The sequence below is a fragment of the Halomonas sp. A11-A genome (assembly GCF_003182195.1).
In the GTDB taxonomy this organism is placed as follows: domain Bacteria; phylum Pseudomonadota; class Gammaproteobacteria; order Pseudomonadales; family Halomonadaceae; genus Halomonas; species Halomonas alkalicola.
This window is the reverse complement of sequence record NZ_QGTM01000028.1, coordinates 17706-38198: the sequence shown is the minus strand read 5'-3', so window position 1 is coordinate 38198 and position 20493 is coordinate 17706. Positions and strand designations below refer to the sequence as shown.

Sequence of the window (20493 nt, the reverse complement as noted above, 5' to 3'; positions counted from 1 at the left end):
GCTGATAGCCCCTCGCTTCCTGATCCGAAGGCATTGAGGACGACCATATTCGACAGAGGCAACCGACCCCTTGACAGGTCAATCCATACCAGGAGTAGGTGTAGCCCTTGTCGAACAGCGGCCGGGAGCGCTTGAGCGCCTCGTCGATATCGCGCCCCAGCACGAACTGTTTGCCCATCACCTTCATCGCCTCGCGCATGGCGCGTCGGATCACCGGCTCGCCCATGCGGTTGACCAGGCGGTTGATGAAGCCGGCGGGCTTGCCTTCCCGGGGGTGATCCAGGTTGATCACCCGGCCGGTCATCAGCAGGCCCCAGGTGGAGGCATTGACCAGCCAGGAGTCGCTCTGGCCGAGGTGGGACTTCCAGTCGGCGGGGCCGAGCTTGTCCTCGATCAGCGCATCGGCGGTGGCCTTGTCGGGGATGCGCAGCATGGCCTCGGCCAGGCACATCAGCATCAGCCCCTCGTGGGTGTCGAGGCTGTATTCCTGCAGCAACTCGTCGATGGCGTCCACAGCGGTATCCATCTCGCGGACCTCGCGGACCAGCTCGGCGGTCTTGTCGGCAATACGCTGGAAATCGCGGGAGTCGGCGTCCAGCGCCTTGATCAGCTCGGCCACGAAGGCCTCCTCGTCGACCACGTAGTGGTCGCTGATGCGAGCGAAGAGGGTGTCGAGGTCCTGCTGCCAACTGGCGGCATCGAGCATGGTGTGGGCGTCGAGCATGGGTGACCTCCCGGTGGCGTCGGCAATGGGGAAAGGGCGCCTTCTGGCGGGCGTGGGGCCCCGGGCGCTTGGCTCTACCCTGACTCTAGGTTGTGACGCCAGAGGCTGCTTGCGGATTCCGCGGCGATAGTTGTCGATTCCGCGGTTCCGCAGCGGATTGGTTCATTTCTTGCGACCTTGGTCTAACGCTGGTTGGCGATCGAAGGCGGGGAGGCGGGTGGGCCGATGCTGCCGGCGATAGTGGCCGGGGGCCTGACCGAAGGACTGGCGGAAGGCGTGGGAGAGGGCGCTCTGGCTGGCGAAACCGGTCCGGGCGGCGACCTCGGAAAGCGGCAGGTCGCTTGCCGTGAGCAGATGCCGTGCGGCTTCCAAGCGGCGTGCGCGCACGTACTGCCAGGGCGTCATGCCGGCCTGTTCGCGAAAGCAGAGGCGGAAGTGAGCCTCGCTGAGACAGGCCTCCCGGGCCAGGTCGGCGACGCTGAGGGGGGTTGCCAGATGGCGCTCGATGAAGCGGTCGAGGCGGGCCAGGTCGAGCCGGCGGCCGCGGGGTGGAACGGGGGTACCGGCCAGGCGGTCGTTCAGGCAGCCGAGCAGGGTGGCCGCCAGGCGCTCCTGCTGTGGCTCGCTTTCCCCGGCGACCTCGAGCTCCAGCAGCAGGAAGTTCAGGTAGCGCTTGAGCGGTTCATCCAGGGCGAAGAAACGCGGTGCGTCGAACAGCCGCGACAGCTCGTGGTGGATGCCGATGAGGCAGTGGGCCTCACTCGGCAGGTCGAGAATCAGCTGGCGATTCTGGCCGGTGCCAGCGTAGTAGTGCACGTGATTGGCCGGGACGATGCAGCCGGAGAAGGCGGAGATGGCACCGCCCAGCCCTTCGATCTCGAACTCTGCTTGCCCCTCCAGGCCGATCACGATCTGGTGAAAGTCGTGGGCGTGATGGCGTGTGGCGGTATCGAGGGGGATCTGGCGGATGGCGCTCGACATGGCGGGCCCCGTGCGTCGGCTTCAGGCTGTCAGTCTAGCGCGAAAGGCGGCGAGCGTTCATTTTACGTTGCGTTGACGCTCCCTGAGCTCGAGGTGGCGGGCCAGATGGTCGCGAAGGGCCTCGAGCTCCGCCTGGCCGGTGGCGTCGAGCAGCGGCTTGCCGCGGGTGACCCGACCGTGGTTGCCGTGCTCATCGACCAGGCGCTGGGCGCGGCGGCGGATGCCGTCGAGGGTCTCGTCATGGCGGATGGGGTAGCCGATGATGGTATTCCACTCGGTCTCGCTGACCTCGCTGGCGAGGGCACGATCGATCAGCGCCAGCAGCTGGGCGGGTTCGGTGCGGTAGCGCGGGGTGCCGGAGAGCAGCAGCAGACCGACCATGCCGCCGAAGATCAGCAGGCAGACGGCGAAGACGAGCAGGAAGAGTGCCACGGCGAGCTCCATCGTGACCCAGAGTCTCGGGGAGGGGAGGGCCACGGAGGGCGGGTAGAAACTGGAGCGGGCGATGGGAATCGAACCCACGTCACTTGGTTGGGAACCAAACGCTCTACCATTGAGCTACGCCCGCAAGGCAGAATCGATAATAAAACCAACCGCTTAGGCATGCAAGCCGCGGTGCGGCCTTTTTCGATATTTTGATGCAAGCCGCTGTTTTTGCAGTGTGTTGGCGGGCGGCTAGCGGCAGGCGATGCTGGACCCGGTCAGAAATTTTCTGGCCCTTCCCGAACTTTTTCTCACAGCACTGTCTGAGTTAGCACAGGCAACAGCGCGATAGCAGTCGCTAATACTGTTGTTCTGGCTCGTAGTTTTTCGATCGATACTTGGCCGCTTCCCCTGGGAGGCGGCCTTCTTTTTGGGCACAAGAGGGGCGGTGGCGGGTCCTTTACGGCCGCGCGCCTCGCCGGAGGGCCGGCGAGGCGCGCGGAGTCTTGTTCAGCAGGCTCAGTGGTTGTGCTTGTAGCGCATGCTGAGAATGGCGTTGAGGACGTCGCGACGCGTGACGATACCCACCAGGCGCTCCTGTTCGACCACCGGATAGACCTTGGGCTTGCTGCCCAGCATCTCCTGGGCCAGGTCGGTGATGCTCTTGTTGGGCGTGACGGTGAGCACCTCGTGTCGCATCAACTCTCGAACCAGCGGGGGCTCCTCGTTCAGGTAGGTGCTCTCCAGCACCTTGCCGAGCACGTCCTGCTCCGAGATGAAGCCGATCAGGTGATCGCGCTCATCGACCACCGGGACGCCGGGCAGCCTGTGCAGTGACAGCCCTTCGGCCAGGGTCGACACGGCGGTCTTGGCGGTGACCCGGTAGCAGTCACGGGACATGATCTCGCGAACGGTGGTGGGGGCCTTGTTGGGCATGGCGTGTCTCCTTGTGCCGGTTCGAGTTCAGCATAGACGACTCCTGTCGCGCAGCCGTCTACCCGAGGTCGTGTTCTTCCAACGTTTCACGGCCGCTGCCGCCGTGCCGGCTCGGCCGGAACCCGGAGTCGGGTAGGGGGCTCCAATGTGGCATCCTGCCATCATGTCACCGAGCCATCACTTCATCGAGAGAGGTCAGCCATGGATGCCCGAGAGTACCTGGCCAGGAAGGGGTTGAGCGGAGAGCGCGACAGCGAGCGCCCCACCACCCTGGAGGAGAAGGCCTGGTCGCGCGCCCGGGAAGCGGGGGACCATCGGCCCCGCGCCGGTACCCCCCACGACTGGGAGGACTGGGAACGCCACCACGACGAACTGGCCGAGGGCGCCGAGGAGCTCCCACAGAAGATCGATCATGAGGCGCACCGGCGCTTTCTGGAGCACCAGGCCAGCGAGGCGCGCCGCGGGGATGAGGCGGTACAGGCGTTCATTCCCGGCGAGGACGCGGACGAGGCTCCTCCTCGCCCTGAGCGGGCGCCAGCGGAGCCGGTGGGCGCCATGCTGGCGCTGGCGGTCCTGATGCCGCCGCTGGCGGTGGGCCTGTCGCGCGGGGGCGCCTTGCGGATCGGACTCAGCCTGCTGCTGACACTGCTCGGCTGGCTGCCCGGCGTGCTCCACGCCCTGCGCTGGGTGCGCCGTCCGCTGCGCTGATCGGTTGCCTTCGGCGCTTGGCAGGCGATGCCCGACGCGTATAATCACGGTAAACCAAGCCATGATCTGGAGTTTACCGTGGGCTATCTCGTCGGCGTCACCGTGCTGTGGGCCTTCTCGTTCTCGCTGATCGGCGTCTACCTGGCCGGCCAGGTGGACAGCTACTTCGCCGTGGCGATGCGGGTGGTGCTGGCGGCCCTGGTCTTCCTGCCCTTCCTGCGCCCGGGGCTGCTGCGCGGCCGCCAGCGCCTGGCCCTAATGGGGCTCGGCGCCGTGCAGCTCGGGGTGATGTACATCTTCTTTTACCAGTCCTTCCTGCTGCTCTCGGTCCCCGAGGTGCTGCTCTTCACCATCTTCACGCCGCTCTATATCACCCTGCTCGACGACGCCCTGTTTGGCCGCTTCACCCCCTTCTATCTGCTGACCGCGGCGCTGGCGGTGCTGGGGGCCTGGGTGATCCGCTACGACGGCGTGGACAGCGGCTTCTGGCTGGGCTTCCTGGTGGTGCAGGGGGCCAACCTCTGCTTCGCCCTAGGCCAGGTGGGCTATCGACGCCTCTCGGCGGAGCTCCCCGACTCGCTGCCGCGCCACAGCGTCTTCGCCTGGTTCTACTTGGGGGCGCTGGCCGTCGCCCTGCCGGCCTTCGCCCTGCTGGGCAACGTCAGTGCGCTGCCCACCACCGGGGTGCAGTGGGGCGTGCTGCTGTGGCTGGGGCTGGTGGCCTCCGGGGTGGGCTACTTCCTGTGGAACCTGGGCGCCACCCGGGTCGACGCCGGGGCCCTGGCAATCATGAACAACGCCCTGATTCCCGCAGGCCTGGTGGTCAACCTGGTGATCTGGAACCGCGACGCGGACCTCGTCCGCCTGGCGTTGGGGGGGGCGATCATCGCCGGCTCGCTGTGGCTCAATGAGCGCTGGCTCAGGCGCCGCGCGCCGCGACCCGCCTGAGGCCCCCGCCGAGGTCGTTTGCCGGGGCGCTGGCCAGTGCCCATAATGGGCCGCTGCGATGCGAGAGGCCCGTGCATGCCATCCGACAAGAGTTCACCCCAGGGGCGCGACGAGCAGGCGTCCTTCCGCAATATCGGCCTGATCGGCCGCCTGGGCAGCGCCAAGGTGGTCGATACCCTGAAGCGCCTGATCCGCTTCCTGGAGGAGCGGGGCCACCATGTGATCATCGAGGACCGCACCGCCACGGTGCTGCTCGACCACGGCCATGCCGAGTCGAGCCGACGCATGCTGGGTCAGCTGTGCGACCTGGTGATCGTGGTGGGGGGCGACGGCAGCCTGCTGGGGGCGGCCCGCACCCTGTGCCACAGCGGTACCCTGGTGCTGGGCGTCAACCGCGGCCGTCTGGGCTTTCTGACCGATATCTCGCCGGACGAGCTCGAGGCCCGCGTGGGCGAGGTGCTCGATGGCCACTTCGAGGTGGAGGAGCGCTTCCTGCTGGATGCCGAGCTCTACCGCGACGGCACCCTGATGGGCAGCGGCGATGCCCTGAACGAGGTGGTGCTGCACCCCGGCAAGGCGGTGCGCATGATCGAATTCGAGCTGTTCGTCGATGGCCAGTTCGTCTATAGCCAGCGCAGCGATGGCCTGATCATCGCCACGCCCACCGGCTCCACCGCCTACTCGCTCTCCGGCGGCGGCCCGATCATGCACCCCAAGCTCGACGTGGTGACCCTGGTGCCGATGTTCCCGCACACCCTCTCCAGCCGGCCCATCGTCATCGATGCCGCCAGCGAGATCCGCATCCACATCGGCGAGACCAACCAGACCTACCCGCATATCAGCTGCGACGGCCAGACCCGCGCCGTGGCCAAGCCCGACGATGTGCTGGTGATTCGCCGCAAGCCGCAGTGCGTCCAGCTGGTGCATCCGCTCGGTCACAACTTCTTCGAGGTCCTGCGCAGCAAGCTGGGCTGGAGCAACCGCCTGGGAGACTGATGTGACGACACGGGCGAGACTCGAGGGGTATGACCTGATCGGCGACGTGCACGGCTGCGGCGCCACCCTGGCGGCCCTGCTCGAGAAGATGGGCTACCACCAGCGCGGCGGCGTCTATCGCCACCCTCGGCGCCGGGTCATCTTCCTGGGCGACCTGATCGATCGCGGGCCGCGTATCCGCCTGGCGGTGCAGATCGCCCGTCGCATGGTGGAGGAGGGCGAGGCCAGGATCGTCATGGGCAACCATGAGTACAACGCCCTGGCCTACTGCCATCGCGCGCCCACGGGACTGGGGCGCGAATGGCTGCGCGAGCATACCCCCCGCAACAACCGCATCATCAAGGAGACCCTGGAGCAGTACCGCGACCACCCCCAGGAGTGGGAGGAGGCGCTGGCCTGGTTCATGGAGATCCCGCTGTGCCTGGAGGAGGGCGGCCTGCGCGTGGTGCACGCCTGCTGGGACCAGCCGCTGATCGACGAGCTGCGCAGGCGCCGCCCGGATGGCTGCATGGACGAGACCTTCCTGATCGAGTCCACGGCGCCCGGCACCGGCGCCTTTCGCATCCTCGATCGCCTGACCCGTGGCACCCAGATGCCGCTGCCGCTGGGCGTCGAGATCCACTCCGGCGATGGCTTCACGCGACGCAGCTTTCGCACCCACTTCTGGGCACAGTCGCCCGAGACCTGGGGCGACGTGGTGTTCCAGCCCGACAACCTGCCCGGTGATCTCGAGCTGCGTCCGCTGTCGGACGAGGAGCGCACGCGCTTGGCCCACTACGGGCCCGACGAGCCGCCGCTGTTCATCGGCCACTACTGGTGCGAGGGCATCCCGGCCCTGCCGGCGCCCAACGTGGCCTGCCTGGACTACAGTGCGGTGAAGTTCGGCCGCCTGGTGGCCTACCGCTGGAGCGGCGAGCGCGAGCTCAATGCGGACCACTTCGTCTGGCTGCGAGTCCCCCGCGAGGAGCAGGTGCGCCCGCGGCCCTGGGAGATCACCTTCGAATGACCAGAGCGGTGGATACAAAAAATTACATCTTTTTTTCCTCGACGGCGTGAACTCTCCGCGTCACCCGCCCTCAGAGTAGGTGTTCCCTTGAATGATCCCTTGCTCTTGTCCGGCGGCCCCCTCCGCCGGACTTTTTCTTTGTGCGCGTTTGACACCCCCGTTTCCCCGCTTAAGGAGGCGCCATGTACCGGGTGATGCAGCTGCCCCCCGACCTCGACACCCGTGAGCTGCGCCGTGCGCTCTGGGCTCACCGGATCGGCCATCGGATCACCGAGGACGCCGAGGGGCAGACCCTGTGGCTGGCCGACCCTCGCCAGCAGCAGGAGATGATGGGACTGCTGGCACAGTGGCAGCGCGGGGAACCGCTGATGCCGAGGGAGCGGGGGCCGCGCTCGGCTGGGCTGCCGGCCGCTTCGCTGCTGACGCCGCTGCGCCTGGCGCCGGTCACCGCCGTGACCCTGGCGCTCTGCCTGGTGGTGTTTGCGGCCATGGCGGTGTTCGGTGATCGCGTGATCGCGGCGCTGGCCATCGTGCCCCTGGGCGTGATCAATGGCAGCCTGGCGGTGGGCAGCCTGGTGGAGGCGATGCTGGCCGGCCAGGTGTGGCGCCCGCTGTCGCCGGCCTTCCTGCACTTCGGCTGGATGCACCTGATCTTCAACATGCTGTGGCTGTGGTACTTCGGCCGCCAGGTGGAGGCGCTGCAGGGCAGCGGGCGCATGCTGCTGATCGTGCTCGCCGCCGGCATCGGCGCCAACCTGGCCCAGTACGCCGCGGGCACGGTGCTGTTCGGCGGCATGTCCGGCGTCGACTTCGCGCTGCTCGGCTACGTCTGGCTGATGTCGCGGCGGGCGCCCCACAGCGGCTTCTTTGTGCCCCAGATGCTGGTGGTCTTCATGCTCGGCTGGATGGTCTTCACCATGACCGACATGGCCGGTGCGGTGGGCTTCGGCAACGTGGCCAACGAGGCCCACCTGGGTGGGCTGGTCGTGGGCCTGGCGCTGGGCTGGTACTATTCCGGGCGGGCGCGCCGGCAGCGCTGACCTCGCCGTCACGGCATCGCGTATGTTCACAGAGAGACGACCCATGAGCGACATGACCTTCGAGCGCATGATCCAGCAGATGACCCCGGCCATCTACCAGAGCCTCAAGCAGGCGGTGGAACTGCGCAAGTGGCCGGACGGCCGCCTGCTCAGCCCCGAGCAGACCGAGCTCTGCCTGGAGGCGGTGATCCGCTACGAGCACGAGAACAACGTGCCCGAGGAGCAGCGGGTGGGCTACCTGCAGCAGCGCACCTGCGGCGGCGCCAGCAGCGGTGCCGGCGTGGACCCCGCCCTGGCCGGCCTGGCCAAGGATGCCGGCCGTGGCTGAGTCCATCGCCGCGGCCGCCGAGGTACAGGGCTGCCTGACCAAGATGGCCATCGCACCGGGCGAGGCCGGGCAGCCTGCCCGCTATACCCTGTGTGCCGGCGATCAGCGGCTCGATCTCAACGAGCGCCTGGGGCGGCCGCTCACGCTCGCCTGGACCGGTGCCATCGCCTGCACCCACTGCGGCCGGGCGACCAAGAAGAGCTTCGCCCAGGGCTACTGCTACCCCTGCTTCAAGAAGCTTGCCCAGTGCGATACCTGCATCATGAAGCCGGAGACCTGCCACTTCTTCGACGGCACCTGCCGCGAACCGGAGTGGGCCGAGCGCCACTGCTTCCAGCCGCATATCGTCTACCTGGCCAACGCCTCCGGCCTCAAGGTCGGCATCACCCGCGGCACCCAGGTGCCGACCCGCTGGCTCGACCAGGGCGCCGTGCAGGCACTGCCGATGTTCGAGGTCCAGACCCGCCAGCAGTCGGGCTTCGTCGAGACCCTCTTCAAGGAGGAGGTCTCCGACCGCACCAACTGGCGCGCCATGCTCAAGGGCGACACCGTCGAGATGGACCTGCCCGCCGAGCGCGACCGGCTGCTGGCGCGCCTGGAGAGCGGCCTGGCCAACCTGCGCGAACGCTTCGGGGAGGACGCCATCCGCCTGCTCGACGCGCCGCCGGCGACCCTCGACTACCCGGTGCTCGAGTACCCCACCAAGGTGGCCTCCCACAATCTCGACAAGACCCCCGAGATCGCCGGCACCCTGCTCGGCCTCAAGGGCCAGTACCTGATCCTCGACTCCGGCGTGATCAACCTGCGCAAGTACACCGGTTACGAGGTCAGGGTCGCCGCCTGAGCTATCCTGTCGGCATTCGGGCCCCTTGCAAGCGACCCGACCACCGACAGGAGAGCCCCCATGACGGAGAGCATGCGCGCCATGCGCCTCCACGCCCCGGGAGAGCCGCTTAGGCTCGAGATCCTGCCGCGTCCGCAGCCGGGCCCGGGCGAGGTTCAGCTGCGGGTGCTCGCCTGCGGGGTCTGTCGCACTGACCTTCACGTGGTGGACGGCGAACTTACCGAGCCGCGCCTGCCGCTGGTGCCCGGCCACGAGATCGTCGGCGAGGTCACCGCCCTGGGGGAGGGGGTGACCGGCGTGGCGGTCGGGCAGCGCGTCGGCGTGCCCTGGCTGGGCTGGACCTGCGGCGAGTGCGCGCCCTGCCGGCGCGGCGAGGAGAACCTCTGCGAGCGTGCCGAGTTCACCGGCTACACCCGGGACGGCGGCTACGCGGAGTATTGCGTGGCCGATGCCCGCTACTGTTTTCCCGTGCAGGGCGATGATGCCCAGGCCGCCGCACCGCTGCTCTGCGCGGGGCTGATCGGCTACCGCACCTGGCGCCTGGCCGGCGGCGAGGCGCCCCGGCGGCTCGGCATCTACGGCTTCGGCGCCGCCGCCCATATCCTGATCCAGCTGGCGCTGGCCCGCGGCCAGCGGGTCTATGCCTTCACCCGCCCCGGCGACGCCGAGGCCCAGGCCTTCGCGCGCAGGCTCGGCGCCGCCTGGGCCGGCGGCAGCGACGAGATGCCCCCCGAGGCGCTGGACGCCGCCCTGCTGTTCGCCCCGGTGGGTGAGCTGATCCCCACGGCGCTCTCCCATGTGCGCCCCGGCGGGACGGTGGTCTCCGGCGGCATTCACATGTCCGACATCCCGAGCTTCCCCTACCGGCTGCTCTGGGAGGAGCGCGCGGTGAAGTCGGTGGCCAACCTCACCCGCCAGGACGGGGAGGAGTTCCTGGCCCTGGCACCCGAGGTGCCGATCCGCACCGAGACACGCGCCTACCCGCTGGAGGAGGCCAACCGGGCCCTCGACGACCTGCGCACTGGGCGCCTCTCCGGGGCCGCGGTGCTGATTCCCTGACGCCTCTGGCGACTCTGGTAAGATGGGCGCCCCAAGTCAGGATGCCCCTGCCAGGAGTGGCCCCATGAGCGTGATCCCCGACCCTCTTCCCCAGCTCGACAGCATCGCCGCCGAGCGTGCCATGCGGCGCCTCGACCGCCTGACCAAGCCGCCGGGCAGCCTGGGGCGTCTGGAGCGGCTGGCCGTGGAGCTGGCGGCGATCCAGGCAGAGGCGCTGCCGCGGCTCTCGCCGCCCGCCATGCTGGTGTTTGCCGCCGATCACGGGGTGGCGGCCGAGGGCGTCTCGGCCTTTCCCCAGGCGGTGACCGCCCAGATGGTGGCCAATTTCACCGCGGGCGGTGCGGCCATCAACGTCTTCGCCCGCCAGCACGGGGCGCGGCTGGAGGTCATCGACGTCGGCGTGGCCACGCCCCTGCCCGATGGCACGGCCGACCACCCGCTGCTGGTGAGCGAGAGGGTTCGCCTCGGTACGACCAACATGCTCGAGGGGGATGCCATGAGCCGCGACGAGGCACAGCAGGCCATGGCGGCGGGTGGGCGCGCCGCCGAGCGTGCCGCCGCGGCCGGCTGCCGCAGCCTGATCGTCGGCGAGATGGGCATCGCCAATACCACCGCCAGCAGCGCCCTGCTGGCGGCGCTGACCGGCAAGCCGGTCGCCGGTCTTGTGGGGCCGGGCACCGGCATCGACGACGAACGACTCGCCCACAAGCGGGCGGTGATCGAGCGCGCCCTGGCGGCTCGGCAGCCCGACCCGGCCGACCCCCTGGGGGCGCTGGCCGCGGTGGGCGGCCTGGAGATCGCCGCCATGGCAGGCGCCCTGCTGGCCGGCGCGAGCCACCGTCTGCCACTGATCGTCGACGGCTTTATCGCCACGGTGGCGGCCCTCGTGGCCTGTCGACTCCAGCCGAGCCTGCGCGATTTCCTGATCTTCGGCCACCGCTCCCGGGAGCCCGGCCATGAACTGGCGCTTCAGGCCCTCGATGCCCGCCCGCTGCTCGACTTCGAGCTGCGCCTGGGCGAGGGCACGGGGGCGGCCCTTGCCTTCCCGCTGCTCGACTCGGCCTGCCGCCTGCTGGCGGAGATGGCCACCTTCGATGACGCCGGGATCGAAACGGCGAGTGTCGATGGCTGACGCCTTCTCCCTGGCGCTGCTGGTTCTGGTGCTGGCCGCCGTGGCGCTGGACCTCGCCATCGGCGACCCGCGCCGCCTGCCGCATCCGGTGGTGGGCATGGGGGCGGTGATCGCCCGGCTGGAGCGGGCCTGGAACCATGGCCCCCCCCGGGCGCGCCGAATCCGCGGCGCGCTGATGACGGCCCTGGTGGTAATGGGCACCTGGCTGCTGGCCTGGGCCGCCATCGCGCTGCTGGCGCGGCTTCATCCCTGGCTGGGCTGGCTGGCGCAGTGGTGGCTGCTGGCCAGCTGCCTGGCCATTCGGGGCCTGCGCGATGCCGCCCTGGCGGTGGCCGTGCCATTGGCCAGCGGCGATCTTTCCGCCGCGCGCCGGGCGCTCTCCATGATCGTCGGTCGCGACACCGATGGGCTCGATGAGGGGGAGGTGGCCCGCGGGGCGGTGGAGACGGTGGCCGAGAACACCGTGGATGGCATCACCGCACCGCTCTTCTTCGCCCTGCTGGGCGGCGCCCCCCTGGCGCTGGCCTACAAGGCGGTCAACACCCTGGACTCCATGGTGGGCTACCGCAGCGAGCGCTACCTTCACTTCGGCCGGGCCTCGGCGCGGCTGGATGACGCCGCCAACTGGGTGCCGGCACGGCTCACCGCCCTGACCCTCTGGCTGGGCGCGCTCTGTCTGGCGCGCTGGGAGCGCGGCCTGCGCACGCGGGGTGCGCTGACCGCCACCCGCCGCGAGGCGCCGCGCCATCCGAGCCCCAACAGCGGCTGGCCCGAGGCGATGGTGGCCAACCTGCTGGGCGTCCAGCTCGGCGGCACCAACCGCTACCGCGGCGAGGTCTCCGAACGGGCTCGGCTCGGTGTGCCCCATCAGCCGCTGGGCGCCGCCCATGTTCCGGCGGCGATTCGCCTGATGCACGGCGGCTGGCTGGGTTTCCTTGTCCTGCTGGCGGCAGTGGTGCTGCTGGGGGAGGCGTTGTCATGAGTCCCGAGGGCTTCGGCATGACGTCGGATGACTGGCCCCTGCACGGCGGGCGGCCGGGTCCGCTGCTGGCGCGCTTTGGGCTTGAGGATGACATGCCGCTGCTGGACGCCAGCGCCAACCTCAACCCCCTGGGGCCGCCGGCCTGGCTGGCCGGCTGGTTGGCAAAGCGGCTTCAGGGGGAGGCCAGCAAAGCTGCCCGCTACCCCGACCCCGACTACCGCGAGGCGCGTGAGGCCATCGCCGCCCATGAGCGGGTGGCCCCGGAGCAGGTGCTGCTGACCAACGGCGGCGCCGAGGCGATCTTCCTGGCCGCGGCCCTCCATGCCCGTGAGCGGCCCGGGGCGCCGGCGGCGATCGTCGAGCCCACCTTCGCCGAGTATGCGCGGGCCTGTGCGGCCCAGGGGCTGCCGGTCAGGTCTCTCCGCCTGGCGTCGCCGGACTTTCACCTCGATGTCGAGGCAATATCCGAGGGACTGGAGGAGGCGCGGTTGCTCTTCCTGTGCCGGCCCAACAATCCTACGGCTACCCTGGTGCCTCGGGCCGACGTGGAGCGGCTGCTGGCGCTGACCGCCGCCAGGGGCTGCCGGCTGGTGGTGGACGAGGCCTTCGTGGATTTCATCGGGGATGACAGCGAGGCGCTGACTCCGCTGCTCGCCGACCACTCGCACCTTGTGCTGCTGCGCTCGCTGACCAAGCACTTCACCCTGCCGGGGCTGCGCCTGGGCTATCTGCTGGCCGGTGCCGAGACGGTGGCGGCGGCCCGCGCCTGCCAGCCCGCCTGGAGCGTCAACGGCCTGGCCGCGGCGCTGGTGGTGCCGCTGCTGGCGGATCGCGACTTCGCCAGGCGCACCGAGGCCTGGCTCGCCGCCGAGCGGCCGCGGCTGGCGGCGGGGCTGCGTGCGCTCGGCCTCGAGGTGGTGCCGAGCCGGGCCAACTTCTTCCTGGTTCGCCACCCGGCGGGGCGGTCGGCGACCCGTTGCTTGCTGCCGGCGCTGCTGCGCCGCGGCGTGCTGGTGCGTCATACCGAATCCTTTGCGGGGCTCGACGGCGGCTGGCTTCGCCTGGCCCTGAGTGACGCCGCGGCCAACGATCGCCTGTTGGCGGCCCTGGGCGCCGCCATGGCCGACATGGCACGGCCGGACGCGGGCCGATGATCGCCTTCGTCAGCGGCGGCGCTCGCTCCGGCAAGAGCCGCCACGCCGAGGCGCTGGCCGGCGCGCTTCACGCCGAGCGCGGCGGCCGGCGCTGGTACCTGGCCACGGCGCGGGCCTCGGACGCCGAGATGGCCGCGCGCATCGCCCGCCACCGCCGCGAGCGCGATGACGGCTGGCATACCCTGGAGGCGCCCCTGGCCCTGGAGACCGCCCTGGCCGAGCTGGGGGAGGGCGACAGCGTGCTGCTCGACTGCCTGACCCTGTGGGCCAGCCAGTGGCTCTATGCCGGCGGTGGCAGCGAGGCGGAGGGGGAGGCGATGCTGGTTCGGGTGATCGAGGCGGCTCGGGAAAGGGATATTGCGCTGGTGGTGGTCTCCAACGACCTCAACGAGGACCTCCCTCCCGAGGACGCCGAGACCTGGCGTTACCTGGCCTTTCTGCAGCGGCTGCATGGCCGGCTGGCCCGGGAGGCCGACCGGGTCATCGAGGTGGTGGCCGGGTTGCCCATCGACTGGAAGCCTGCCGCAGAGCTCGACGAGGAGATCCTGCAATGAGAGACGCCCTTTTCGGGCTCGTGCTGGCCCTGCAGTTCCTGACCCGGATACCCCTGCCCGTGGCCTGTCCCTGGAACGCCGCCACTTGCCGCTGGGCGTTGCGCAGCTACCCCCTGGTGGGGCTGTTGATCGGCGCCGCCCTGGCGGCCCTGGCCACCCTGGGGCAGGGGCTGCCCACTCCGCTGCTGGCGTTGGTGCTGCTCAGCCTGTGGGTGGCCCTCACCGGCGGCCTGCACCTGGACGGCGTCATGGACGTGGCCGATGCGCTGGGCAGCAATGCGCCCCTGGAGAAGCGTTGGGCGATCATGAAGGACAGCCAGGTGGGCAGCTTCGCGATCCTGGCCCTGGTGTTCCTGCTGGCCTGGAAGGGGGCGCTGATCTGGGCCCTGCTCGAGGCCGGGGCGAGCCCCTGGCTGTGGGTGGCGCTGCCGGCGCTGGCGCGCTTCGGGGCCCTCGCCCTGCTGCGCCTGGCACCCCTGGCGCGGCGCGAGGGGCTGGCCTGGACCTGGCGGCAGCACCTGGCGCCGCGGGACCTTGGGCTTGCGCTGCTGCCGCTGCTGATCGTCGTCGGCTTTGTGCCGGGCGGTGTCTGGCTGCTCGGCGCCCTGTGCCTTTTTCTGTTTGTCTACGGCCTCGCCATGGTGCGGGCCTTCACCGGCATCAACGGCGATATCGTCGGTGCTGCCATCGAGGGAGGAGAACTATGGCTGCTGTTCATCGCCTGGAGCTGGTGGTGGTTCGTCATGGCGTGACGCGCTGGAACCTTGACCGGCGCTACCAGGGCCAGCGCGACATCCCGCTGCTGCTGCCCGATGCCGTGCCGGACATGGACCGGCTGCGCGACCACCTGGCGGGCGAGGCCTTCGACGCCCTGTACTGCAGCGACCTGACCCGCTGTCGGCAGACCCTGGCCCATGTGCTGCCGGGGAGCGAAGGGGCGGCGTCCTTCGATGCGCGCCTGCGCGAGCTCGACTTCGGGGACTATGAGGGGCGCACCTGGGACGAGCTCAAGGACGATCCCCGCTATCGCGCCTGGGTCGACAGCGCCGGCATGCAGGCGCCGCCTGGCGGTGAGTCCGCCGACGATCTCTGGGCGCGCCTCGAAGCCTGGCTCGAGGGCGTGCTGGCCCAGGCCGCCGAGCAGGGGCATCGCCGCGTGCTGGCCGTGAGCCACGGCGGCGCCATCCGCGAGCTGCGTCGCCGCCTGGAGGCGACCGATTTCTGGGAGGGCGTCGTGGGCCAGGCCCAGGGGCGCCGCTTTGTGATCGAGAGCGAAAGAGGAGGCTGGCAATGCTGTGCATCATCGGCGGTGCCTGCTCTGGCCGACGCGCCCTAGTCGCCGAGCGCTATCCCCGGGCGGTCTGGCATCGGCTGGAGCCGGGAGAGCCGCCCGCGGGCTGGGCCGGTCGACCGCCGTCGGGCGGTGTCCTGGTGATCACCGGCTGGGCGGAGTGGCTCAAGGCCCTGCTGGCCGCGACGGCCGATGACGAGGCCGTGCGCAGCGCCTGGCGGGCTCAGCTCTCGGCGCTGGACGAGCGGGAGCGAGAGGCGCAGGGCGAGGCGCTGCTGATCCTCGATGAGATGGGGTGTGGCATCGTGCCCATGGCCGCTGAGGCACGCCGCCTGCGCGACCTCAACGGCTGGCTTGCCCAGGAGGTCGCTTCGCGCAGCCGAGCGGTCTGGCAGGTGCGCCATGGGCTTTGCAAGCAATTGAAATAGAATGGCTTTAAGTCAGGCGTTCGACTTTCGACGTTGACCCCGGGGCCGCGGGTTGCTAGCGTACGCGCACTCTCAGGTGCTGGCGGAGTGAGTGCCGCCAGGTAAACGGGAAGTCGGTGCGCGGTGCCCTGCTCAACCGCCCGCCAGTCCGACGCTGCCCCCGCAACGGTGATCGAGTCAAGAACCGCCATCACGCCACTGTGCCCACGGCATGGGAAGGCGGCGGTTCAGCAGGACCTCCGGCATCACGCCAGGCCCTCGCTCGTAAGTCCGGAGACCGGCCCGAGAGCGCATGCCGAATCGCGGAGGGCGGTCATCAGGCAGGGCATCGACCGCTCCGTTCGCGCCGCTTCCCTTCCTTCTGTTCCTCTGCGCCGGCCCATAGAAAAAAGCTGGACGCCGTGCGGGTGAGCACGGCGAAGCAAGGGACAGACATGAACACGACTTTTGCCTCCCGGGGCCTTGCGACCTTCGCACTGGCCACCCTGCCGCTGGCCATTCAGGCCGCCGAGCCTCAGCTCGAAGGCGCGGCCGACACCACCGCCGAGGCGGCACGCCTCAACCCCCTGGTGGTCACTGCCGCCCTGGCGCCGCGCACCGCCGATGAGACGCTCGCTTCTGTCACCGTGCTCGACGAGGCCACCCTGCGCCGCCAGGACCCGATGAGCCTCACCGACCTCTTTCGCGGCCAGCCGGGGGTGGACGTGGTCACCAACGGCAGCTTCGGCAAGTCCAGCAGCGTCTATCTCCGCGGCACCTCGAATAGCCAGAGCCTGCTGTTGATCGACGGTATTCGCCTGCGCTCCGCGACTCTTGGCGGCCCCGCCTGGCAGTTCCTCGACCCGCGCATGTTCGAGCGCGCCGAGATAGTTCGCGGCCCTCGCGGCAGCCTCTATGGCGCCGACGCCGTGGGCGGGGTGGTGCAGCTCTTTACCCCGGAAGGCGAGGAGGGGGATCCCCAGCCGCGCGTTTCGGTAGGCGGCGGCTCCTTCAATACTCAGCGCTACAGCGCCAGCATGGCCGGCGGCAGCGGCGGGACCCGCTACTACGTCGCCGGTAGCCGCTTCGATACCGACGGGCAGCCGGTTCGCCGGGGGGGTGACGACAAGGGCTACGACAATACCTCGGGCCTGATCAGGCTCTCCCACACCTTCGACAGCGACGCCGAGGTCGGCTTGCTGGCGCTGCGGGCTCGGGGCAATACCGAGTTCGACAGCTTCGGAGCACCGGCCGAGACAGACTTCGTCCAGCAGGTAACCGGGGCCTACGGTGAGATTCCCGTCAGTGACATATGGCGCAGTCGTCTGACCCTGAGCGAGTCACGTGATGAGCAAGAGAATCTCTATAGCTTTGGAGTGACAGTTTTCGATACCAAGTCGCGTTCCGCCCGTTGGGAGAATACCTTAAGGTTGGGTTTGCATGAGCTTGTATTAGGGGCTGAGTATTTAAAGGACTCAGTCACGACTTCTGATGACTACCTGGTAGAAAGTCGCGATAATACTGCTGTCTTCGCCCAAGGCCTGTTCGACTTTGCCCCCGTCGCCGTCCAGGCGAGCCTGCGCTACGACGATAATCAGGCCTACGGGGAGGAGGTAACTGGCAGCTTGGCGCTGGGCTATGATGTGGGTGCCTATCATACCCTTCGAGCCAGCTATGGTACCTCCTTTAAGGCACCGACCTTTAATGACCTCTACTATCGTGATCAGTGGGGTAATTTCGGTAATCCTGACCTCAAGGCAGAGAAAGCCGAGGCCTTCGAACTCGGGGCGCGCGGCCAATATCAGCATTATTTCTGGGATCTGGCCCTATATCAGAACGAGATTGATGATCTGATTCAATGGAAGGACCAAGGGAACTTTACTTCCGCACCTGAGCAGGTAGATAGCGCCCGCATTCGTGGGGCAGAGCTGTCAACAGGTATCGAGATTGATTCCTGGACCTTGGCCGCGGCAGTGACTTACACCGACCCCGAAGACCGTGCGACAGGTAATCGCCTTGGGAACCGTGCCAGTCGGAGCCTGCGCCTGGACATCGACCGCGAGCTGGGCGACTGGTCGCTGGGGGGCTCCTGGGTTGCCCAGAACCATCGCTATGATTACGACTTCTCTGGTAACGCTACTCGCCTACCCGGCTTCGGCCTGGTCAACCTGCGCGCCGGCTGGGACTTTGCGCCGATGTGGTCGGCTCGCCTGACTGTGGAGAATGCCCTGGACAAGGAGTACGAAACCGCGCGTGACTATATCAACGCCGGCCGTGCGGCCTTCGTGAGCGTTCACTTTGGCCAGTAGCGGCCAGCTCGGCGGGGCCCTTGGCCCCGCTGCCGTCTTCTGCGCCTCGCTTGGCCTCGCCCTCGCGGGGCTGGGCGCGAGCGAGGCGCGCGCCGACTCCCCCTGTGCCGTCGATGACCGCGGCCGCGAGGTCTGCCTGGACGCGCCGGCCAGCCGTATCGCCGCGCTCTCGCCCGGGGCCACCGAGCTGACCTGGGCCGCCGGGGCAGGGGAGAAGGTGGTCGCGGTGGTGGCCTACAGCGACTATCCGCCCGAGGCCCGGGAGGTCCAATCGGTCGGCAGCCACACCCGCATGGACCTGGAAACCCTGGTATCGCTGGCGCCGGATCTGGTGATCGGCTGGATCACCGGCAACCCGGCGGAGCAGCTCGAGACACTCGAGGCGCTGGGGCTGCCGGTGTTCATGATCGAGCCGCGCACCGTCGAGGGAGTCGCCAGCGCCATCGAGCGGCTGGCGCGCCTGGCCGGCAGCGAGGCGGCGGGCGACGCCGAGGCCGCCCGCTTCCGCGAGGGCATGGCGGAGCTCGCCGAGCGCCACGCCAAGGCCGAGCCGGTGTCGGTCTTCTATCAGGTGTGGGACGAGCCCCTGATGAGCGTCAACGACGAGCACCTGATCGGCCAGGTGGTGACCCTGTGCGGTGGCGTCAATGTCTTCGGTGAGCTCTCGCGGCTGGTGCCGCGCCTCGACGACGAGTCGGTGCTGGCCGCCGACCCCGAGGCGATCATCGCCGGCGGCATGGGCGAGGAGAACCGCCACTGGCTCGCGCACTGGGAGCAGTATCCGGGCCTGACCGCGGTCGCCCGCGACAATCTCTTCTTCGTGCCGCCCTCGCTGATCCAGCGGCCGACCCCGCGCCTGCTGGAGGGCAGCCGCATTCTCTGCGACAAGCTGGAGGTCGCGCGTGCCAGACGGTAGCCCCACTCGATGCGACAGCTGAGCCTGCCCCTGGGCCTGCTGCTGGCGGCGGCGCTGGCGGCGCTGGCGCTGTCGGTCAGCGTCGGCAGTGTCGGCGTGGCGCCTGGCGAGCTGTGGGCGGTGCTCCGCGGCGGCGGCGAGGTCCTGCCGCGCACCCTCATCCTCGAGCTGCGGGTGCCGCGCTCGCTTGCGGCCTTCGCCGTCGGCGGCCTGCTGGCGGTAGCCGGTGCGCTGATGCAGGTGCTGCTGCGCAACCCTCTGGCCGACCCCTATGTGCTGGGACTCTCCGGCGGCGCCTCGGTGGGGGCGCTCGCCGCCATGCTGGGCGGCATGGGGGGGCTTATGATCTCCGGTTCGGCCTTCGGGGGGGCGCTGGCCTCGACCCTGCTGGTGTTCGGCCTGGCCCATGGCACCGGCAGCTGGACGCCGTCGCGGCTGCTGCTCACCGGGGTGGTGGTGGCCGCCGGCTGGGGGGCGGTGATCACCCTGATGCTGGCGGTGAGCCCCGCCGATCGTCTGCCCGGCATGCTCTACTGGCTGATGGGGGATCTCTCCTACGCGCGCACCCCCTGGCCGGCGCTCGTCATGCTGCTGGCGATCTGTCTGCTGGTGGTGCCCATGGGGCGCAGCCTCAACGTGCTGGCCCGTGGGCCGCTGCAGGCGGCGGCGCTCGGCGTGGCGGTGCGGCCGCTGGAGTGGGTCATCTATGTGGCCGCCAGCCTGCTCACCGCCATGGCGGTGACCACCGCCGGCAGCATCGGCTTCGTGGGGCTGGTGGTGCCGCATATGCTGCGCCTGGTGCTGGGCAACGACCAGCGCCTGATCCTGCCGGCCTGCGCCCTGGCCGGCGGCACCCTGCTGGTGCTGGCCGATACCCTGGCGCGCACCCTGATCGCCCCGGAACAGCTGCCGGTAGGGGTGATCACCGCGCTGCTTGGCGTCCCCACCTTCCTCTACCTGCTCTATCGGAGCCGCTGATGAGCCGTCTCGATATTCGAGAGCTGGTTGTCGACGTCCCCGGGCGCGCCGATGGACGGGCGCTGACGCTCTGCGTCGAACCCGGCCAGGTGTGGGGCGTGCTGGGGCCCAACGGAGCCGGCAAGACCACCCTGCTGCATACCCTGGCCGGGCTCAGGACGCCGCGCCGAGGGGAGGTGCTGCTCGACGGCCGACCCCTCGCCACCCTGGGCCGCCGCCGGGTCGCCCAGCGGCTGGGGCTGGTATTCCAGGAGCGCCACGATGGCTTTCCCGCCACGGTGCGCGAGACCGCCCTGATCGGCCGCCACCCCTGGCTGTCGCCCTGGCAGATGGAGGGCGGTGAAGACCTGCGCCTGGCCGAGGCGGCGCTGGCGCGGCTCGATGTCGCCCACCTGGCCGACCGCCTGGTCAGCACCCTCTCCGGCGGCGAGCGTCAGCGCCTGACCATCGCCACGGTGCTGACTCAGGCGCCGCGCCTCTGGCTGGCCGACGAGCCCACCAACCATCTCGACCTGCACCATCAGACCGAGGTCATGGCGCTGCTCGCCGGCGAGGCCGCCGCCGGCCGGGCGGTGATGATGTGCCTGCACGACCTCAACCTGGCGGCGCGCTGGTGTGACCACCTGCTGCTGCTCTATCCCGACGGCGAGGCGTGCTGGGGGCCGGCGGCGCAGATGCTGGTGCCCGCCGCCCTGGAGCGGCTCTACGGCCAGCGCCTGGCCACCGCCGAGGTCGACGGCGCCCCCGTTTTCGTACCCGTGAGGTGATATGACGTCA

The 20493-nt window shown here is 69.5% G+C and carries 22 protein-coding genes, 1 tRNA gene, 1 pseudogene and 1 riboswitch; of the genes and pseudogenes, 19 read left to right on the top strand and 5 right to left on the bottom strand.

Going from position 1 to position 20493, the window contains the following annotated elements; genetic code table 11:
- The 5 genes and pseudogenes from DER72_RS14120 to DER72_RS14100 all read right to left on the bottom strand — a co-directional run.
- Positions 1-724, bottom strand: a pseudogene (locus tag DER72_RS14120) (hypothetical protein); the annotation flags it as partial.
- A 162-nt stretch (positions 725-886) separates the two neighbouring features.
- The gene (locus DER72_RS14115) at positions 887-1705 is read right to left on the bottom strand and encodes an AraC family transcriptional regulator (RefSeq protein ID WP_110070614.1); all 819 of its coding nucleotides are present in this window, start codon (positions 1703-1705) and stop codon (positions 887-889) included.
- A 57-nt stretch (positions 1706-1762) separates the two neighbouring features.
- On the bottom strand, positions 1763-2137 hold the full coding sequence (locus DER72_RS14110) for a hypothetical protein (protein ID WP_110070619.1): 375 nt from the start codon (positions 2135-2137) through the stop codon (positions 1763-1765).
- Between the two features lie 62 nt (positions 2138-2199).
- A tRNA-Gly gene (locus tag DER72_RS14105) sits at positions 2200-2273 on the bottom strand.
- A 374-nt stretch (positions 2274-2647) separates the two neighbouring features.
- Entirely contained in the window at positions 2648-3064 is a 417-nt protein-coding gene (locus tag DER72_RS14100) for a CBS domain-containing protein (RefSeq protein ID WP_110070613.1), read from the bottom strand.
- 201 nt (positions 3065-3265) lie between these two features.
- Between DER72_RS14100 and DER72_RS14095 the strand changes: the two genes are divergently transcribed.
- From DER72_RS14095 to DER72_RS14005, 19 genes are all read left to right on the top strand, one after another.
- Positions 3266-3772 carry a YqaE/Pmp3 family membrane protein gene (locus DER72_RS14095; RefSeq protein ID WP_110070612.1) on the top strand — a complete coding sequence of 169 codons (507 nt, stop codon included), beginning with the start codon at positions 3266-3268 and terminating at the stop codon, positions 3770-3772.
- Positions 3773-3850: 78 nt separating this feature from the next.
- A complete protein-coding gene (locus tag DER72_RS14090; protein WP_110070611.1) occupies positions 3851-4720 on the top strand; it encodes a carboxylate/amino acid/amine transporter in 870 nt (289 codons plus the stop codon).
- A 75-nt stretch (positions 4721-4795) separates the two neighbouring features.
- The gene (locus DER72_RS14085) at positions 4796-5716 is read left to right on the top strand and encodes an NAD(+) kinase (protein WP_110070610.1); all 921 of its coding nucleotides are present in this window, start codon (positions 4796-4798) and stop codon (positions 5714-5716) included.
- A gap of 1 nt (position 5717) precedes the next feature.
- Positions 5718-6722, top strand: coding sequence for a metallophosphoesterase (locus tag DER72_RS14080; RefSeq protein ID WP_110070609.1), 1005 nt, complete (start codon positions 5718-5720; stop codon positions 6720-6722).
- Positions 6723-6904: 182 nt separating this feature from the next.
- Positions 6905-7762: a rhomboid family intramembrane serine protease gene (locus tag DER72_RS14075; RefSeq protein WP_110070608.1), complete on the top strand. Its 858-nt coding sequence runs from the start codon at positions 6905-6907 to the stop codon at positions 7760-7762.
- Between the two features lie 43 nt (positions 7763-7805).
- Entirely contained in the window at positions 7806-8090 is a 285-nt protein-coding gene (locus DER72_RS14070; RefSeq protein WP_110070607.1) for a YeaC family protein, read from the top strand.
- Positions 8074-8934 (top strand): DUF2797 domain-containing protein, encoded by an 861-nt coding sequence (locus DER72_RS14065; RefSeq protein ID WP_258306319.1) that lies wholly within the window; start codon positions 8074-8076, stop codon positions 8932-8934. Before DER72_RS14070 ends, DER72_RS14065 begins: the two co-directional genes overlap by 17 nt.
- A gap of 60 nt (positions 8935-8994) precedes the next feature.
- Positions 8995-9993, top strand: a complete 999-nt coding sequence (locus tag DER72_RS14060) for a zinc-dependent alcohol dehydrogenase family protein (RefSeq protein WP_258306318.1) — start codon at positions 8995-8997, stop codon at positions 9991-9993.
- A 64-nt stretch (positions 9994-10057) separates the two neighbouring features.
- Positions 10058-11125: a nicotinate-nucleotide--dimethylbenzimidazole phosphoribosyltransferase gene (gene cobT / locus DER72_RS14055; RefSeq protein ID WP_110070606.1), complete on the top strand. Its 1068-nt coding sequence runs from the start codon at positions 10058-10060 to the stop codon at positions 11123-11125.
- Positions 11118-12107: an adenosylcobinamide-phosphate synthase CbiB gene (cbiB, locus tag DER72_RS14050; RefSeq protein ID WP_258306317.1), complete on the top strand. Its 990-nt coding sequence runs from the start codon at positions 11118-11120 to the stop codon at positions 12105-12107. Before cobT ends, cbiB begins: the two co-directional genes overlap by 8 nt.
- The gene (gene cobD, locus DER72_RS14045) at positions 12104-13261 is read left to right on the top strand and encodes a threonine-phosphate decarboxylase CobD (protein ID WP_258306316.1); all 1158 of its coding nucleotides are present in this window, start codon (positions 12104-12106) and stop codon (positions 13259-13261) included. The genes cbiB and cobD overlap by 4 nt, the downstream gene beginning before the upstream one ends.
- Positions 13258-13815, top strand: coding sequence for a bifunctional adenosylcobinamide kinase/adenosylcobinamide-phosphate guanylyltransferase (locus DER72_RS14040; protein WP_110070604.1), 558 nt, complete (start codon positions 13258-13260; stop codon positions 13813-13815). The genes cobD and DER72_RS14040 overlap by 4 nt, the downstream gene beginning before the upstream one ends.
- Entirely contained in the window at positions 13812-14567 is a 756-nt protein-coding gene (gene cobS, locus DER72_RS14035; protein ID WP_110070603.1) for an adenosylcobinamide-GDP ribazoletransferase, read from the top strand. The genes DER72_RS14040 and cobS overlap by 4 nt, the downstream gene beginning before the upstream one ends.
- Positions 14519-15151: a histidine phosphatase family protein gene (locus DER72_RS14030; protein ID WP_110070602.1), complete on the top strand. Its 633-nt coding sequence runs from the start codon at positions 14519-14521 to the stop codon at positions 15149-15151. Before cobS ends, DER72_RS14030 begins: the two co-directional genes overlap by 49 nt.
- Positions 15106-15534, top strand: coding sequence for a bifunctional adenosylcobinamide kinase/adenosylcobinamide-phosphate guanylyltransferase (locus DER72_RS14025; RefSeq protein WP_110070601.1), 429 nt, complete (start codon positions 15106-15108; stop codon positions 15532-15534). The genes DER72_RS14030 and DER72_RS14025 overlap by 46 nt, the downstream gene beginning before the upstream one ends.
- 57 nt (positions 15535-15591) lie before the next feature.
- Positions 15592-15835: riboswitch (cobalamin riboswitch) on the top strand.
- A gap of 133 nt (positions 15836-15968) precedes the next feature.
- Positions 15969-17822 (top strand): TonB-dependent receptor domain-containing protein, encoded by a 1854-nt coding sequence (locus DER72_RS14020; protein ID WP_110070600.1) that lies wholly within the window; start codon positions 15969-15971, stop codon positions 17820-17822.
- Complete coding sequence (locus tag DER72_RS14015; protein ID WP_181395681.1) at positions 17812-18738, top strand: cobalamin-binding protein; 927 nt, start codon at positions 17812-17814, stop codon at positions 18736-18738. Before DER72_RS14020 ends, DER72_RS14015 begins: the two co-directional genes overlap by 11 nt.
- Before the next feature lie 9 nt (positions 18739-18747).
- Positions 18748-19716 carry an iron ABC transporter permease gene (locus tag DER72_RS14010; RefSeq protein ID WP_110070599.1) on the top strand — a complete coding sequence of 323 codons (969 nt, stop codon included), beginning with the start codon at positions 18748-18750 and terminating at the stop codon, positions 19714-19716.
- Positions 19716-20483: an ABC transporter ATP-binding protein gene (locus DER72_RS14005; protein ID WP_110070598.1), complete on the top strand. Its 768-nt coding sequence runs from the start codon at positions 19716-19718 to the stop codon at positions 20481-20483. The genes DER72_RS14010 and DER72_RS14005 overlap by 1 nt, the downstream gene beginning before the upstream one ends.
- Positions 20484-20493 lie beyond the last annotated feature (10 nt).